We start from the raw sequence: 15,953 nt of genomic DNA on the forward strand, positions 1-15,953 counted from the left end.
TACTGAATGTAAAGGACTACGATGAATTGCGTGCGCTTGCTGATGGCGGCTGTCGTGTTGTGTGCCTTAACCACACGCGCAGACGCTGCAACTCCCACCTCTGGCGATTCTGCCAAACCTCGGCAAACCGCCGCCCAGTTCATGGCAACGCTGAAACCGCAGCACGGCACTGTTGATCTGCCAGGCGGCGTCGCCACACTCAGCCTGAACGACGATTTCTATTACCTCACCCCGCAAGACACTGAGCGTTTGCTCGTTGAAGGCTGGGGCAATCCACCGGGCCATACAACGTTGGGCATGATCGTACCGCAAGCCACCAGTCCGATGTCCCACGGTGGCTGGGGCGTACTGGTCAGTTACAAAGACGATGGGCACGTATCCGATGAGGACGCCGCCAAGATCGACTACACCGAAATGCTTAAGCAAATGCAGGAAGACGATGTAGAGAACAACAACGAGCGGCGCAAACAAGGCTACGCCGGCCTGCAACTATTGGGCTGGGCCGAACCGCCGCACTATGACGATCAGAGCCATAAGATGTATTGGGCGCGCGAACTGAAAGCTGACAACACCGACGAAAACACTCTCAACTACAGCATCCGCGTGCTCGGTCGCCAAGGCGTGCTAGAGCTGAATGCCGTCGCCTCAATGAGCGATCTTGCAACCATTCAGCGGGAAATGCCTCACGTCCTGGCGTTCACCAACTTCACCGACGGCAATCGCTATGCCGACTACGAACCAGGCACCGACAAACTGGCCAAATATGGCTTGGCGGCCCTGGTTGCCGGTGGGCTAGCCGCCAAGGCTGGGCTGTTCGCCAAAATTGGAGTGCTTTTGCTAGCGGCGAAGAAGTTCTTGGTGGTCGGGCTGATGGTTGCAGTGGGGGTCGTTCGCAAGTTTTTTAACCGCAATAAGTAACCACTTAGAGCGGTCTTGTCATGTGTGACGCGAACCCGGATTATGCGGACAGCGACTTGCTCAGCTTTTTATGCCTGCAGATCGACGTCGAACAAATCGACAAACACCATATCAACAGCCTGCCGGATGTCAGATGAGTTATTCCGGTAGCATCCTCTCATCTTCGGCGCCTGGCCTAAACTGACCAAACGCCGACACACGCCCCACTTACCACGAGTAGTCGCTGCCGCCATGACCGCCTCCTTCCGCGTATCCAGACTCGACGCCGCCCATCGGCAACTCAACCTTGCCATTCGCTTATTATTCGCCAGCGCCGACCCAGTGGCGATCCATACGCTGGTGGGGGCAGCAGCGACGATTCTGCACAACGCCTCGCCTGAACATGACAATGGCCTCGCGCCCCCGGAGTTTCACCGGATGACGCACAAGGCACACAACCTGTTTAAACAGGCAGGGATGGACTTGGAAGCGATGTTCGAACTGGACACCAAAGACAGCGAATCGCTGGCGTTTTGGGCCGTGATGAATGCCAGCGAACTTGGGCCGCTGTCGCTGGAAGAGCAGCTGTATCGGCATTGGTATGTCGCCGCGCACCTGTTACGCGGCGAAGCACACGAAACCTTGCTCAGTGCAGCACTTCAGACCTTCGGCAACTTAAGTGCCAAATCCCGCCGCGAGCAAATACAAGCCGGCGCCCGTGGCCTTGCTGAGCTGGACGCCAGTGGTCCTTCGGATTCGACGCATTGGAAGAGTCAGGGCGATTATCAGTAGCTGCGGGGGTACTCCACAGCACAAGGAATGGAGTCGCTGACGATAAAGCGGTTTTGGTCTTACTTGCTCTGCGACTGCTGTCAAAAAACGACCAGAAAGATGGCAATACGACATCATACCACAGCCCACACTAAACGCATCTGACGGTTTTCAGTTGAGAAGGATTGCAGAAGTTTTTAAAACACTCATTGAGAACCAATGAGTAGCGTTATGGAGGCAACCCCACCAGCCACACCCCGGCACACAATGTTCCCGCTGTGGCTGCTTCCTTCCGGATCTGACCAGGTTCACGGGTAATCGTTGCGGGGGGACCGATAGGGTCACCATAACGACGCTCACCTGACGGTGAACGGCGCCATTGTACCGGTCTGGCGGTAACTTACAACCGTTGCTTGCGATTAAAAATACGAGGGAGCTCAGGCACTTGTACGACAAGGGTTGAGCCAAGACACCCTGCATGTAGACCAGCTGCCGAAAAATCCCGGTAAACTCCCCGTCCTGAGCAAACGTAACGCGCTTTTGAAGGATTTCATCGATGCACATTGAACTGGTCTGCTATCAAGACCTGTCAGACATTCAGCGACAGCAGTTAACGAACGTTAAGGTGATGGACGCCCAGCGGTCGTTTTCCGGTGACATCCACGGGGCATTGAACTCACTGTTAGTCAACGCCACGTCGGACATCCGCGGGTTTGCGTTGCTGACAAACGCGGTGCCGGTGGGTTTTTTGCTGCTCAAGCGCGGCATTTATCTACCGGCGTGGGCGGATGCTGATGCGGCAACGTTGCATGCGTTACAGATTGATCGGCGCAAGCAGGGCCAAGGATTGGGCAAGGCTTGTCTGCAGGCCCTCCCGAACACGACGCGGCGAGTTTGGCCTGATATCAAGCAACTGATGTTGTCGGTGGATGAAGATAATACGACGGCGTTAGGTTTGTATTTGAGCCACGGCTGGGTGGATACCGGCGAAGCGTATCGAGGCAGGATTGGGTATGAGCGGCGGTTGGCGTTGAAGCTTTAGGGTTTCGGTTTGGCCCGCTACTAAAACTACTTCGTTTGCAGCGCCTCATCCGCCTTGCCGCCAGCCTGTTGAATAACCAGGTGAATGAAATGCAGCTTGGTGATCACCGCAGGGGACAGGACGAACGGATAGAAATCCGGTTGACCCATGCTGCGGGACAGTTCGTTGAGCATGCCGGCAAGTTCGATCCAGGCGTTGAGGAATGACAGGAACGCCGGACCACCGGGGTGCAGGGGGTCGTAAAGGGTTTCCAGTGTGAACGGCTGATAATCGAAGTCCATGTCCCGGGCGCTCATGCCGAAGCCGAGCGCGGTGTCGACCGAATCCATCATGTGCAGGTAATGCGCCCATGTTTCTGCCCAGTCTTCCCAGGGGTGCATGGTCGCGTAGGCGCTGACATAGTGTTGTTGCCAATCGGCGGGGGCACCATTCTGGTAATGATGTTCGAGGGCGTCTGCATAACTGGCGCGTTCATCGCCGAACAGGTTGCGAAAATTATCCTGCCAGTGGGTGTCAGCGATTAGCCGGTCCCAATAATAGTGGCCGACTTCATGCCGAAAATGCCCAAGCAAGGTGCGATACGGTTCATGCAGCTGGACGCGCATGGCTTCGCGGTGGGCGTCGTCTGCTTCTTCGATGTTAAGGGTGATCAGGCCGTTGGCATGGCCGGTGGTGGGCAGTTTGCCTTCAAGGTCGACGCCGACGAAATCAAACGCCAAGCCGGTGTCTTCGTCTTGGGATTTCGAAATCACTTTCAAACCCAACGATATCAACTGCGCGACCAAGCGCCGCTTGGCGGTTTCGACTTTGCACCAGCGCCCGGCGTTTTCCGGGATCGAGAGATCGGGGATAGTCCGGTTAAGGCTGCAGGCAATGCAGAATTCGCCCGGTTCACTGTCGGGGAACAGCCAATTACAGGCTGCGGGCGTGTCGACGTTGGCACAGCGCCGATAAAGCCCTGCTTGGGGCTCATCGGTCAGGCGCCAATTGTTGGGCTGCGGCCCGCCCTCCAACGTTACCAACCTGCCCTGCTCTGGCACATAGCCCAAGCAGGCCGAGCAGGCCAGGCACTGAGTATTGGCAAAGAAGATCGGCTGCCCGCAGTGACACTGCCAAACCTTGCTGTTGCGCTTGGTCTCGCTCACAAATGGCGCGCAGATACGTGAGCTGAGTTGTTCGAAAAAGCGGAACATGACGATCTCCTTGTGGGTGCCAGCACTAGATCACGTGTCGCTGCGGGGGTTCCTTGTATTTGATCAAGCGCACGGGTGAGGCCTACGGCACCTACCGTGGGCCGCAAACGCTGATCAATTCACGTCGATACCGTGGGTGTTCAAGAACACCACAAACGCCTCTTCATCCAGCACTTTAAGGCCCAGCTCGCTGGCCTTGGTCAGCTTTGAGCCGGCACCCGGACCTGCAACCACGCACTGGGTTTTTGCCGAAACCGAGCCGGACACCTTGGCACCGAGGCTTTCGAGTTTTTCCTTGGCGATGTCGCGGCTCATCAATTCCAGCGAGCCGGTCAATACCCAGGTCTGACCCGCCAGCGGCAAACCTTCGACGACCTTTTTCTCGCTGTGCCAATGCATGCCGAACGCTTTCAACTGCGCCTCTATTTCCAGCGCACGCTCGGCATTGGTTTTGATATCGAAAAAATCACGTACGGCTTTCGCTTGCTTCTCGGCCAACGCCTGACGCATGTCCAGCCAGTCAGCGTCGAGAATGCCCTGCAAGGTGCCAAATTTGTCGGCCAATTTCTGCGCGGCGCCGGGGCCGATGGCCGGGATGTGCAGCTTGTCGATCATCCCGCCCAAGGTGGTGCTGGCTGCGAACTCCGCGCCCAACTCACCCTGTTCTTGAATCTCCAACCCGCGCTCGAGCAGTTGCTCAATGACCGTGATGTTGTGCGCGTCGGTAAAGAAGCTATGGATTTCGTGAGCCACTTCCAACCCGACATCCGGCAGGTAGGTGAGGACTTCCGGCTGCGCTTGTTTGACCCGCTCCAGTGTAGCCAGCGAACGCGCCAACACTTTGGCCGTCTCTTCGCCGACATCGGGGATGCCCAGTGCGTAGATGAAGCGCGCCAGGGTCGGGCGCTTGCTGTCGAGGATCGCCTTAAGCAGCTTGTTACTGGAGACTTCGGCAAAGCCCTCCAGGTCGACGACTTGTTCGAAGGCCAGCGTGTAAAGGTCTGCCGGAGAAGCCACCAGCCCTTCGTCGACCAGTTGTTCGACGCTCTTGTCACCCAGACCTTCGATGTCCATGGCGCGCCGTGAGACGTAGTGGATGATGGCTTGTTTGAGTTGCGCGCCGCAGGCCAGTCGACCGACGCAGCGGTAGACCGCGCCTTCGCTGATGGTTTCTTTGCCTTTGCTACGCTTGACCAGTTGCGTGCGCTCGACATGGGAACCGCACACCGGGCACTTTTCCGGAATCTGCACCGGGCGAGCATTGTCCGGGCGGCGTTCGAGAACTACTTGCACCACTTGCGGGATCACGTCACCGGCGCGACGGATGATAACGGTGTCGCCAATCATCAAGCCCAAACGCGCCACTTCGTCCATGTTGTGCAGCGTAGCGTTGGCAACGGTGACACCGGCAACTTTTACCGGTTTCAAGCGCGCAACTGGGGTGACGGCACCGGTGCGCCCGACCTGGAATTCAACGTCGAGCAATTCGGTCAGCTCTTCCATCGCCGGGAATTTATGGGCGATGGCCCAACGCGGTTCACGGGCACGAAAACCCAGCTCGCGCTGGGACGCTAAATCATTGACTTTGAACACCACGCCATCAATTTCATAGGGCAACGAAAGACGTCGCTCGCCGATGTCGTGATAGTAATCCAGGCATTCACCAATGCCGTTGGCGAGCTTCAATTCACGACTGACTGGCACACCCCACTGCTTGAGCTTTTCCAAGTTCCCAATATGGGTGTCGGCAAACACGTCAGAGACCTGGCCCAGGCCGTAGCAGCAGAATTCCAAGGGCCGGTTAGCGGTAATCTTCGAATCCAACTGACGCAAGCTGCCCGCAGCTGCGTTACGCGGGTTGGCGAAAGTCTTGCCACCGATTTCCAATTGGCTGGCATTGAGCCGTTCGAAGCCGGCTTTGGACATGAACACTTCACCGCGAACCTCCAGCGTTGCTGGCCAGCCGCTGCCATGGAGTTTGAGCGGGATGTTGCGCACGGTGCGCACGTTGACACTGATGTCTTCGCCGGTGGCGCCGTCGCCACGGGTTGCGCCGCGTACCAACGCGCCATCGCGATACAACAAACTGACGGCAAGGCCGTCGAGTTTCGGTTCGCAGCTGTATTGCACTTGCGCGCCTTCGCCGAACAGATCGCCCGCTGGTAAATCCAACCCCTCGGTCACACGGCGGTCGAACTCGCGCATGTCGTTTTCTTCGAATGCATTGCCAAGGCTGAGCATAGGAACTTCGTGGCGCACCTGAGTAAAAGCCGACAGCGCCGCGCTGCCGACCCGCTGAGTCGGTGAGTCGGGAGTGACCAAATGCGGATTTTCGGCTTCCAGCGCCTTGAGTTCATGAAACAGGCGGTCGTATTCAACGTCCGGGATGCTCGGCTGATCAAGCACGTGGTAACGGTAGTTGTGCTGATCCAGCTCGGCACGCAGTTCGAGGATGCGGGTTTCAGCGGCGTTCATACGGTGTTCTCTCAAAAAGCAAAAGAGCAGCCGAAGCTGCTCAATATTGGTTCGGCTTAGCGGGCCTTGCGGCCCCATCACGATCAGGCCTACGCCTACACAGTAATGCAAAATCCCGTAAGAGCGGGCTTGTCCGCGATCAGACGCGCAGTGCCTGTGCGATCAACGACGATGCGTCAATGCACGACGTTCGAACTCGACGATGCGTTGGCGGTAGTGCTCGATGGTTTGCGCAGTCATGACGCTACGCTGGTCATCTTTCAACTCACCGTTCAGTTCGTGGGCCAATTTACGGGCCGCAGCCACCATGACGTCGAACGCTTGTTTCGGATGACGCGGACCCGGCAACCCGAGAAAGAAGCTCACCGCACGAGTGCTGAAGTGATCAATGTCATCGAGATCGAACACGCCCGGTTTGACTGCGTTCGCCATGGAGAACAGTACTTCGCCGTTACCCGCCATGCTTTCGTGGCGGTGAAAAATGTCCATTTCACCAAACCGCAAACCGCTTTCCAAAATATTCTGCAGTAACGCAGGGCCCTTAAAGCCGCTCTCATCACGACAAATCACGCTGATCACCAACACTTCTTCGACCGCCGGCAAGTCTTCAGTGCGGCGCGCTGGTTCTTCCGAGCGACGTCCGGCCTTATCGTCAGGAAAATCTTCATCGCGACCGGTGAACAGGCTTGGCCCGTCGAGGTCGAGGTTCAGATTGAGGTCGCCCTGATGCGGTTCGTCTTTGCGTTTACGCTTGGCATCACGCGGCGCCATGCTCACCGACGGCAAATCATGCTCGTCCAATTTGGGTTCTTTCTGGTCCAGCACACGCGGCGGACCCAGCACCTCAGCCGATGAGGTTTCGTCGTCGTCTGCGGCGTTTGAGAAACTTCGATCGAGCCTGAATTTCAGTTTTCCTTTGCCGCCGCGCATACGGCGCCAGCCATCAAAAAGTATACCGGCAATGACAATAATGCCGATGACGATCAGCCACTCGCGCAGACCGATTTCCATGTAATCCCTTGCCTCTAATAAAAATGCTGAAAATAAGGGCCGAAACCCCTTTAAAACGTGGCGCCAACTCTATGTTCTGACAGGCGTTTTACCCACGCGAATAGAAAAGTGTTGACTAAGCTAGCACGACCAAAGATAACTTTACACCGTCTGTTTCAGCCACTTGGCCACTGTAACGGATATCAAGCACGCCGCTAGCTGTCAAATAGCCACTCATATGATCGCTTCAGCCTAAAACGCTAGCCTTCAACCAAAGCCATCGCCTCCTCCACGTCTACCGCCACTAACCGCGAACACCCTGGCTCGTGCATAGTCACGCCCATCAATTGATCCGCCATTTCCATGGCAATTTTATTGTGGGTGATGTAGATGAATTGCACTGTTTCGGACATTTCTTTCACGAGACGCGCGTACCGTCCAACGTTAGCGTCATCGAGCGGCGCGTCAACTTCGTCGAGCATGCAGAACGGTGCCGGGTTCAGTTTGAAGATGGCAAATACCAGTGCCAAGGCGGTCAGGGCTTTCTCACCACCAGAGAGCAAATGAATGGTGCTGTTTTTCTTGCCGGGTGGACGCGCCATAATTGTCACACCTGTATCGAGTAGATCTTCGCCCGTCAGTTCCAAATAAGCGCTGCCGCCACCGAAAACTTTTGGGAAAAGGGCCTGCAATCCGTTATTTATCTGATCGAAGGTCTCTTTGAATCGGTTACGCGTTTCTTTGTCGATTTTGCGAATCACGTTTTCAAGGGTGTCCAGGGCCTCCGCCAAATCGGCATTTTGGGCATCCAGATAACGCTTGCGCTCGGATTGCTGCTGGTACTCGTCAATAGCCGCCAGGTTGATCGCACCCAAGCGTTGAATACGTCCGGCGATGCGCTCCAGTTCGTCTTCGGCGGACTTTTCATTGGTGTCACGGGTCAGTGTCGCAAGGACGCCGTGCAGGTCATAGCCGTCTTCCAGCAACTGGTCCTGCAAGGTGTTGCGCCGCACGGTGAGTGCCTGCCATTCCATGCGCTGCTGTTCAAGCTGGCCGCGCACGAGTTGCGATTGCTGTTCGGCTTGACTACGACGTTTTTCGACATCACGCAGCTCGCGGTCGGCGTCTTCCAGCGCCAGCTTGGCCAGACGCATTTCGTCGTCCACCGCCATGCGTTTTTCCAGCAGCTCTTCGAGCTTGAGGCGCAGCTCTTCAAGCGGTGCTTCGCCCTCCTCCAGATTGAGGTTCAGTTGTTCGCGTTTCTCGGTGAGGCGCTCGGACTGCAACTCCAGACGTTCAAGGGCCTGCCGAGTGGAGTCGTGCTGCGCTTTAAGCGAGCCAAGACGCACCGCCAGTTGGTGCGCATGGTCTTTATGCTGCCGGGCATCCTGACGCACCCGATCAAGGCGCTCGCGCAGGCTGTCGCGCTGGGCCAGCAGCAATTCACGTTGTTCGGTGTCCAGGGCCATGCTGTCCAGCGCATCCTGCAAATGCAGGCGCGACTCGCCCAACTGCTCGTGTTCAATGGCGCGCTGCTCCCCCAGCTCAGTCAGTTCTTCATCAAGGCGGGTACGGCGCAGGGTCAATTGCTCGACCTTGGCCTTGCTCGCCGACAGTTGAGCCTTGAGTTCGCTTTGCTGGCGCGTTTCGTCCTGGAGTCGACGACGCAACTGTTCGCGGGCGTCCTCTTGCTGAACTTGCTGTTCGCGCTGTGTGAGGAGCTGTTCTTCGAGGGCGGCCAAGTTGGCTTCACGCTCATCGCGTTCAAGGCCCAGCCGAATCAATTCCTGACCACGGGCCAGCACACCGCTTTGCGCTTCACTCGCCCGGCGTACGCGCAGGAAATGCCGCCCGACCCAATAGCCGTCGCGACTGATCAAGCTCTGCCCTGCTCCGAGCTGCGCTCGCAAAGCCAGTGCATCCTCAAGCTGTTCCACCGGCTGCACATCGCCCAGCCAAGCGGACAAATCAACGGATGTTTCGACCTTGTCCAACAGGCTGCCAGGAATACGCGCAACGTCTATTGAAGGGCTGATCAGGCGCAGGTCGCCTTGCTCAAAACCGGCTAAATCCAGTCCGGCAAAACCGTCCACCAGCACCGCTTGCAGGTCGGCACCGAGCACGGTCTCTACCGCCAGCTCCCATCCGGGTTCAACGCGCAAACCTTCTGCCAGACGCGGCCGCTCAGAAAGGTGCTGGTCACGCAGCCATTCAGCCGTGCCGGTGCCCGGATCGAGGGCCGCCTGTTGCAACGCCTCCAGGGAAGCCAGCCGCCCGTTCAGACGCTGCAGCTCACCTTGGGCCTGTTGTTGCGCTTGGTTGGCGCGATGCAGTTCGCTGCGAAGGTGCTCCAGGCGTTCGACCAGTTGCTCTTCGCTGGCGTGCAGTTCTTCGAGGGTCATTTCCCGGGTGGCAAGGTCTTCGCTGAGCTGCAAGATCGCTGCGTCTTCCGGGTCGGCTGCCAGCAATTGACGCTCTTCGGTCAGTCGCCGTTGCCGTTCGCCCAAGCGTTCCATGCTGGTGTCCAACTGCTGGATGCGCGACTGCTGCACTTCGGCCTGACGCCGCGGCTCGGCGGACTCCAGGTTGAAGGCGTCCCACTTCTCCTGCCAGCCGTGCATGGTGGCTTCGGACTCTTCCAGTGCCACAGCGGATTCTTCAGCAGCTGCGCTGGTGATTTCCTGTTCCGGCTCGAGCATTTCCAGCTCTTCGCCGAGGGTCAAGAGCAACGTGCGGTCGTGGCCTAAATGCGATTCGGTCTCTAGGCGCGAGCGCTCGGATTCGCGCAAATCTTCTTGCAGTTGGCGCAGGCGTTGTTGGCCATGCTGGATGCTCTGCTCGATGCGGGCAATATCACCGCCCACCGAGTAAAAACGTCCTTGCACCACATTGAAGCGTTCTGACAGATCGTGGTGCCCGTCGCGTAAGCGTTCGATGCCGGCATCCGCATTACGCTGCTCGGCGACCAAGGCTTCGAAACCGATTTCCTGGGTGCCGATTACCGCTTCGCGCTGGCCGACCTGCTCATTCAACGCCTGCCAGCGCAAGGCCGACAGTTGCGCTTTGAGCTGACGCTCCTCACCTTTGTATTCCTGGTATTTCTCGGCAGCCTGAGCCTGACGCTGGAGTCGATCGAGCTGGCGCTCCAGTTCGTCGCGCAAGTCGGTCAGGCGGGCAAGATTTTCGTGGGTACGGCGAATGCGGTTTTCAGTCTCGCGCCGACGTTCTTTGTACTTGGAAATACCTGCGGCTTCTTCAATGAAGTTGCGCAGATCCTCAGGCTTGGACTCAATCAGCTTGGAGATCATCCCCTGCTCGATGATCGAGTAACTGCGCGGACCAAGGCCGGTGCCGAGGAAGATGTCCGTGATGTCCCGCCGACGGCACTTGGTACCGTTGAGGTAATAGCTGGTCTGGCTGTCGCGGGTGACTTTGCGCCGAATGGAGATTTCCGCGTAGCTGGCGTATTCGCCGACCAAGGTGCCGTCTGAGTTATCGAACACCAACTCGATGCTGGCCTGACTCACCGGTTTACGAGTGGTGGAGCCATTGAAGATGACATCGGTCATCGACTCGCCGCGTAGATTTTTCGCCGAGCTTTCGCCCATCACCCAGCGCACGGCATCAATAATATTGGATTTGCCGCAGCCGTTGGGACCGACCACCGCCGCCATATTGCTCGGAAAATTAACCGTGGTCGGATCGACGAACGATTTGAACCCGGCCAGTTTGATGCACTTGAGACGCATAGGTCAGTCAACTGCCAGTGCGGACAGAATCAACTTGCAGCTGCGCTCACCATAGCTGCCCAGTACTTCGCGAATTCGCACAACGTCGCGCGCCACCACCGCATCGAGCAGTTGGCCGAAGTGCTTGAAGGATTCCCCCATTTCTGCCTTACGCTGATCCAGTGCCAAGTAATAGTTACGGCTCATGGACGGTTGCAGATTTTCAACAGTCTCTTGCAGGTATGGGTTGTCGGCGAATGGATACGCCGCGCGCATGACGTTAAAGCTGTCTTCGACGAAGGCCTTCACATCTTGGCGTTCAAGGCTGTTTTTGAGGCGCTGTTGAATCTGTACGAATGGCGCAAGATCAATCGGCGCCTCCCAGCGATCAGCCACAGCAAGAGCAAGCAGAATGTACAGCTCACTCATCAGCGTGCAGAGGCTTTGAACATTGTGTGCGGTGATCTCCGTCACCTGGGCACCACGGCGCGGCAGGATAACAATCAAATGGCGGCGTTCAAGAATCAGCAGCGCTTCACGCACCGAACCACGACTCACACTGAGTGAGGTCGTTACCTTTTGCTCTTGAATGCGTTCCCCTGGCTTCAATTCGCCACGGATGATTCTCTCTGCAAGGTGGCGAGCGATTTGCTCGGCGAGGCTGTCCGGCGCCTTGAACGTCATGATCTTCCTTCAACTTCAGCTCAATCCTACGAGCCGCGCAGTGTATCGCATGGCGCACGGCCATAAGACTTGAATCTGGCACGAAATAAGCAATTATTTAAACAGCAGTCAAAAAGCTAACCGCTGGCGTGGCACACCGTTAATCGGCAAATAGGGAAAATTCGGGTTTTCTTGACTTATAGGTCAGAAATTTATTGACCATAAAGTCAGAGCTGATAAATTCACCCCCTGTGTTCGATTATAAAAATAGTGCAGAGAGGCCTCCGTGATCCAATTCTTACTTAATCAGGAACTGCGAACTGAGCACGTCCTGGACCCGAATTTGACGGTGCTCAATTATTTACGTGAGCACTTGGGTAAACCCGGCACCAAAGAAGGCTGCGCCAGTGGCGACTGTGGCGCCTGCACGGTGGTGATCGGCGAATTGAATCTCGACGACGGCCAAGAACATCTGCGTTATCGCAGCCTCAACTCATGCCTGACGTTCGTCGCCTCGTTGCACGGTAAACAACTGATCACCGTTGAAGACCTAAAGCATCAAGGTCAACTGCACAGTGTGCAAAAAGCCATGGTCGATTGTCATGGCTCGCAATGCGGCTTCTGCACACCAGGGTTTGTCATGTCGCTGTTCGCGCTGCAAAAGAACAGCACTGAAGCCAACGGTCATCAAGCCCACGAAGCACTGGCCGGTAATTTGTGCCGCTGCACCGGTTATCGCCCGATTCTGGCCGCCGCCGAGCAAGCGTGCGGCGATCAACGCCAACCTGATCAATTCGATCAGCGCGAGGCCGCGACCATTGCCCGCCTGCGCGCCATCGCGCCGAAGGAAACCGCTGAACTCAACAGCGGCGACAAACGTTGCCTGGTGCCGCTGACCGTCAGCGACTTGGCCGAACTGTATGACTCATACCCACAAGCGCGTTTGCTGGCGGGCGGCACCGATCTGGCGCTGGAGGTGACGCAGTTCCATCGCACGCTGCCGGTGATGATCTATGTCGGCAACATCGAAGCCATGAAACGCATTGAACATTTCGACGACCGCCTGGAAATCGGCGCCGCGACCTCGCTCACCGACTGTTACGTCGCACTCAGTGCTCAATACCCGGACTTCGGCGAGCTGTTGCAGCGCTTCGCGTCGCTGCAAATCCGCAATCAAGGCACCCTCGGCGGCAACATCGGCAACGCTTCACCGATTGGTGATTCGCCCCCACTGCTGATCGCCCTCGGCGCCCAACTTGTCCTGTGCAAAGGCCAGACCCGTCGAACCCTGGCGCTGGAAGATTACTTCATCGATTACCGGGTCACGGCGCGGCAGGACAGCGAATTCATCGAGAAAATCATCGTGCCCAAGGCCAACGCCCGGCAGGTATTTCGCGCGTACAAAGTATCCAAGCGCTTGGACGACGATATCTCCGCCGTCTGTGCCGCCTTCCGCTTGCAGGTGGAAAACGGCGCTATCGTTGAAGCACGCGTCGCCTTCGGCGGCATGGCCGCGATTCCGAAACGTGCAGCGGCCTGCGAACAGGCGCTGATCGGTGCGCCGTGGACGTCGGCCACTGTGGAGCGCGCTTGCGTGGCATTGGCGGATGATTTCACCCCGCTCTCAGACTTCCGCGCCAGCAAGGAATACCGCCTGCTCAGCGCGCAAAACCTGCTGCGTAAGTACTTCATCGAGCTGCAATCGCCTCATATCGAAACGCGGGTGACTTCTTATGTCTAATCACGCCCCGGAAAAAACCCAGACCGAAATGATCGCGCTGTTTCAGCAAGACCTGAAGACCGGCGTCGGCCGCAGCGTCAAGCACGACAGCGCCGACAAGCATGTGTCGGGGGAAGCGGTGTACATCGACGACCGCCTGGAATTCCCCAACCAACTGCACGTGTATGCGCGGATGTCTGACCGTGCCCATGCGCGGATCATCAGCATCGACACCGCGCCGTGCTACGCCTTCGAGGGCGTACGTATAGCGATCACCCACGAAGACATTCCCGGCCTCAAGGACATTGGTCCACTGCTGCCCGGCGACCCGTTGCTGGCCATCGATACCGTTGAGTTTGTGGGCCAGCCGGTGATGGCTGTCGCCGCCCGTGATCTGGAAACCGCACGCAAAGCGGCCATGGCCGCGATCATCGAATACGAAGACCTGGTGCCGGTGTTGGACGTGGTTGAAGCGTTCCGCAATAAGCACTTCGTCCTCGACAGCCACACCCACAAACGCGGTGATTCTGTCAGCGCGTTGGACAGCGCCGAACACCGCTTGCAGGGCAGTTTGCACATCGGCGGCCAGGAACACTTTTACCTGGAAACCCAGATCTCGTCGGTGATGCCCACTGAAGACGGCGGCATGATCGTTTACTGCTCGACGCAAAACCCCACCGAAGTGCAAAAACTGGTGGCCGAAGTGCTCGGTGTCTCCATGAACAAGATCGTGGTGGACATGCGCCGCATGGGCGGCGGGTTCGGCGGCAAGGAAACTCAGGCAGCCAGCCCGGCGTGCTTGTGCGCGGTGGTGGCAATGTTGACCGGACAACCGACCAAAATGCGCCTGCCACGGGTCGAAGACATGCTGATGACCGGTAAGCGCCACCCGTTCTACATCGAGTACGACGTTGGCTTCGATAACAGCGGACGCCTGCACGGGATTCGTTTGGAGCTGGCCGGCAACTGCGGCTGCTCGCCGGACTTGTCCAACTCCATCGTCGACCGGGCGATGTTCCATGCTGACAACTCGTATTACCTGGGCGATGCCACCATCAATGGTCATCGCTGCAAGACCAACACGGCGTCGAATACCGCGTATCGCGGTTTCGGCGGGCCACAAGGCATGGTCGCTATCGAAGAAGTCATGGACAACATCGCCCGTCACCTCGGCAAAGACCCGTTGGAGGTGCGCAAGGTTAACTACTACGGCAAGACCGAGCGTAACGTCACCCACTACTACCAAACCGTCGAGCACAACATGCTCGAAGAGATGACCGCCGAGCTAGAAGAAAGCTGCCAGTACGCCGAGCGCCGCGAGTCGATTCGCACCTATAACGCCAGCAGTCCGGTATTGAAAAAAGGCCTGGCGCTGACCCCGGTGAAGTTCGGTATTTCCTTCACCGCCAGCTTCCTCAATCAGGCCGGTGCGTTGATCCATATCTACACCGACGGCAGCATTCACCTGAACCACGGCGGCACGGAGATGGGCCAGGGTTTGAACATCAAGGTCGCGCAAGTGGTGGCCGAGGTGTTTCAGGTGGACATCGACCGAATTCAGATCACCGCAACCAACACCGACAAGGTGCCGAATACTTCACCGACGGCCGCATCCAGCGGTGCGGACTTGAACGGCAAGGCGGCGCAAAACGCGGCCGAAATTCTCAAGCAGCGCTTGGTCGAATTTGCCGCGAAACAGTACAAAGTCGCTGAAGACCAGGTGGAGTTTCGCAACGGTCATGTGCGGGCCGGCGAGTTTGTGTTGTCGTTCGAATCCTTGGCGATGCAGGCATGGGTCGGTCAGGTCTCGCTATCGAGTACCGGTTATTACAAGACACCGAAGATCTACTACGACCGCACCCAGGCCCGTGGCCATCCGTTCTATTACTTTGCCTACGGCGCGGCCTGTTGTGAGGTGATCATCGATACCTTGACCGGCGAATACAAAATGCTCCGCACCGACATCCTCCATGACGTGGGCGCCTCGTTGAACCCGGCCATCGACATGGGTCAGGTAGAGGGCGGGTTCATTCAAGGCATGGGCTGGTTGACCATGGAAGAGTTGGTGTGGAACGCCAAGGGCAAACTGATGACCAACAGTCCGGCCAGCTACAAGGTCCCGGCGGTCAGCGACATGCCGCTGGACCTGCGGGTGAAGCTGGTGGAAAACCGCAAAAACCCGGAAGACACGGTGTTCCACTCCAAGGCCGTGGGCGAACCGCCATTCATGCTCGGCATCGCCGCCTGGTGCGCAATCAAAGACGCCGTGGCCAGCGTCGCCGATTATCGGCATCAGCCAAAGATTGATGCGCCCGCGACCCCGGAGCGGGTGCTGTGGGGCTGTGAGCAGATGAGAAAATTGAATGCATCGGTTCAGGAAGCATTGGATGTCGCGCACGAATTAATCTGAGTCCAACCTGCCTGTAGGAGCGGACGTGTTGGCGAGGCGGTTCAGACATACCGCTCAGAACCTT

At 57.5% G+C, this 15,953-nt stretch carries 10 protein-coding genes and 1 other RNA gene; 5 read left to right on the top strand and 6 right to left on the bottom strand.

Annotated elements, in window-relative coordinates:
- Nucleotides 1-21 precede the first annotated feature (21 nt).
- Nucleotides 22-918, top strand: coding sequence for a DUF2167 domain-containing protein (locus RGW60_RS10940; protein ID WP_322204587.1), 897 nt, complete (start codon nt 22-24; stop codon nt 916-918).
- Nucleotides 919-1,149: 231 nt separating this feature from the next.
- Nucleotides 1,150-1,689: a hypothetical protein gene (locus RGW60_RS10945; RefSeq protein ID WP_322204589.1), complete on the top strand. Its 540-nt coding sequence runs from the start codon at nt 1,150-1,152 to the stop codon at nt 1,687-1,689.
- Between the two features lie 220 nt (nt 1,690-1,909).
- Here RGW60_RS10945 and ffs read toward each other — a convergent pair.
- Nucleotides 1,910-2,006: signal recognition particle sRNA small type (gene ffs, locus RGW60_RS10950), an RNA gene on the bottom strand.
- A 218-nt stretch (nt 2,007-2,224) separates the two neighbouring features.
- Here ffs and RGW60_RS10955 point away from each other — a divergent pair.
- The gene (locus tag RGW60_RS10955; protein WP_322204591.1) at nt 2,225-2,710 is read left to right on the top strand and encodes a GNAT family N-acetyltransferase; all 486 of its coding nucleotides are present in this window, start codon (nt 2,225-2,227) and stop codon (nt 2,708-2,710) included.
- Nucleotides 2,711-2,736: 26 nt separating this feature from the next.
- Here the strand turns inward: RGW60_RS10955 and RGW60_RS10960 are convergent, their stop codons facing one another.
- The 5 genes from RGW60_RS10960 to RGW60_RS10980 all read right to left on the bottom strand — a co-directional run bounded on the left by RGW60_RS10960 (nt 2,737) and on the right by RGW60_RS10980 (nt 11,780).
- The gene (locus RGW60_RS10960) at nt 2,737-3,903 is read right to left on the bottom strand and encodes a zinc-binding metallopeptidase family protein (protein ID WP_322204593.1); all 1,167 of its coding nucleotides are present in this window, start codon (nt 3,901-3,903) and stop codon (nt 2,737-2,739) included.
- A gap of 114 nt (nt 3,904-4,017) precedes the next feature.
- Entirely contained in the window at nt 4,018-6,378 is a 2,361-nt protein-coding gene (ligA, locus tag RGW60_RS10965; RefSeq protein ID WP_322204595.1) for an NAD-dependent DNA ligase LigA, read from the bottom strand.
- A gap of 162 nt (nt 6,379-6,540) precedes the next feature.
- Nucleotides 6,541-7,389, bottom strand: a complete 849-nt coding sequence (gene zipA, locus RGW60_RS10970) for a cell division protein ZipA (protein WP_322204597.1) — start codon at nt 7,387-7,389, stop codon at nt 6,541-6,543.
- Nucleotides 7,390-7,628: 239 nt separating this feature from the next.
- Nucleotides 7,629-11,117, bottom strand: coding sequence for a chromosome segregation protein SMC (smc, locus tag RGW60_RS10975; RefSeq protein WP_322204599.1), 3,489 nt, complete (start codon nt 11,115-11,117; stop codon nt 7,629-7,631).
- A 3-nt stretch (nt 11,118-11,120) separates the two neighbouring features.
- Nucleotides 11,121-11,780, bottom strand: a complete 660-nt coding sequence (locus RGW60_RS10980; protein WP_322204600.1) for a GntR family transcriptional regulator — start codon at nt 11,778-11,780, stop codon at nt 11,121-11,123.
- Between the two features lie 265 nt (nt 11,781-12,045).
- Between RGW60_RS10980 and xdhA the strand changes: the two genes are divergently transcribed.
- On the top strand, nt 12,046-13,500 hold the full coding sequence (xdhA, locus tag RGW60_RS10985; RefSeq protein WP_322204602.1) for a xanthine dehydrogenase small subunit: 1,455 nt from the start codon (nt 12,046-12,048) through the stop codon (nt 13,498-13,500).
- The gene (gene xdhB / locus RGW60_RS10990) at nt 13,493-15,889 is read left to right on the top strand and encodes a xanthine dehydrogenase molybdopterin binding subunit (RefSeq protein WP_322204605.1); all 2,397 of its coding nucleotides are present in this window, start codon (nt 13,493-13,495) and stop codon (nt 15,887-15,889) included. Before xdhA ends, xdhB begins: the two co-directional genes overlap by 8 nt.
- The last annotated feature ends 64 nt before the right edge of the window (nt 15,890-15,953 follow it).

It is taken from the genome of Pseudomonas sp. AB6 (genome assembly GCF_034314105.1).
In the GTDB taxonomy this organism is placed as follows: domain Bacteria; phylum Pseudomonadota; class Gammaproteobacteria; order Pseudomonadales; family Pseudomonadaceae; genus Aquipseudomonas.

Excerpts from the sequence above, each read along its gene's own strand:
- RGW60_RS10960 (WP_322204593.1), bottom strand. The coding sequence starts at position 3,903 with ATGTTCCGCTTTTTCGAACAACTCAGCTCACGTATCTGCGCGCCATTT.
- RGW60_RS10945 (WP_322204589.1), top strand. The coding sequence starts at position 1,150 with ATGACCGCCTCCTTCCGCGTATCCAGACTCGACGCCGCCCATCGGCAA.
- RGW60_RS10940 (WP_322204587.1), top strand. The coding sequence starts at position 22 with ATGAATTGCGTGCGCTTGCTGATGGCGGCTGTCGTGTTGTGTGCCTTA.
- zipA (WP_322204597.1), bottom strand. The coding sequence starts at position 7,389 with ATGGAAATCGGTCTGCGCGAGTGGCTGATCGTCATCGGCATTATTGTC.
- RGW60_RS10980 (WP_322204600.1), bottom strand. The coding sequence starts at position 11,780 with ATGACGTTCAAGGCGCCGGACAGCCTCGCCGAGCAAATCGCTCGCCAC.
- ligA (WP_322204595.1), bottom strand. The coding sequence starts at position 6,378 with ATGAACGCCGCTGAAACCCGCATCCTCGAACTGCGTGCCGAGCTGGAT.
- xdhB (WP_322204605.1), top strand. The coding sequence starts at position 13,493 with ATGTCTAATCACGCCCCGGAAAAAACCCAGACCGAAATGATCGCGCTG.
- smc (WP_322204599.1), bottom strand. The coding sequence starts at position 11,117 with ATGCGTCTCAAGTGCATCAAACTGGCCGGGTTCAAATCGTTCGTCGAT.
- RGW60_RS10955 (WP_322204591.1), top strand. The coding sequence starts at position 2,225 with ATGCACATTGAACTGGTCTGCTATCAAGACCTGTCAGACATTCAGCGA.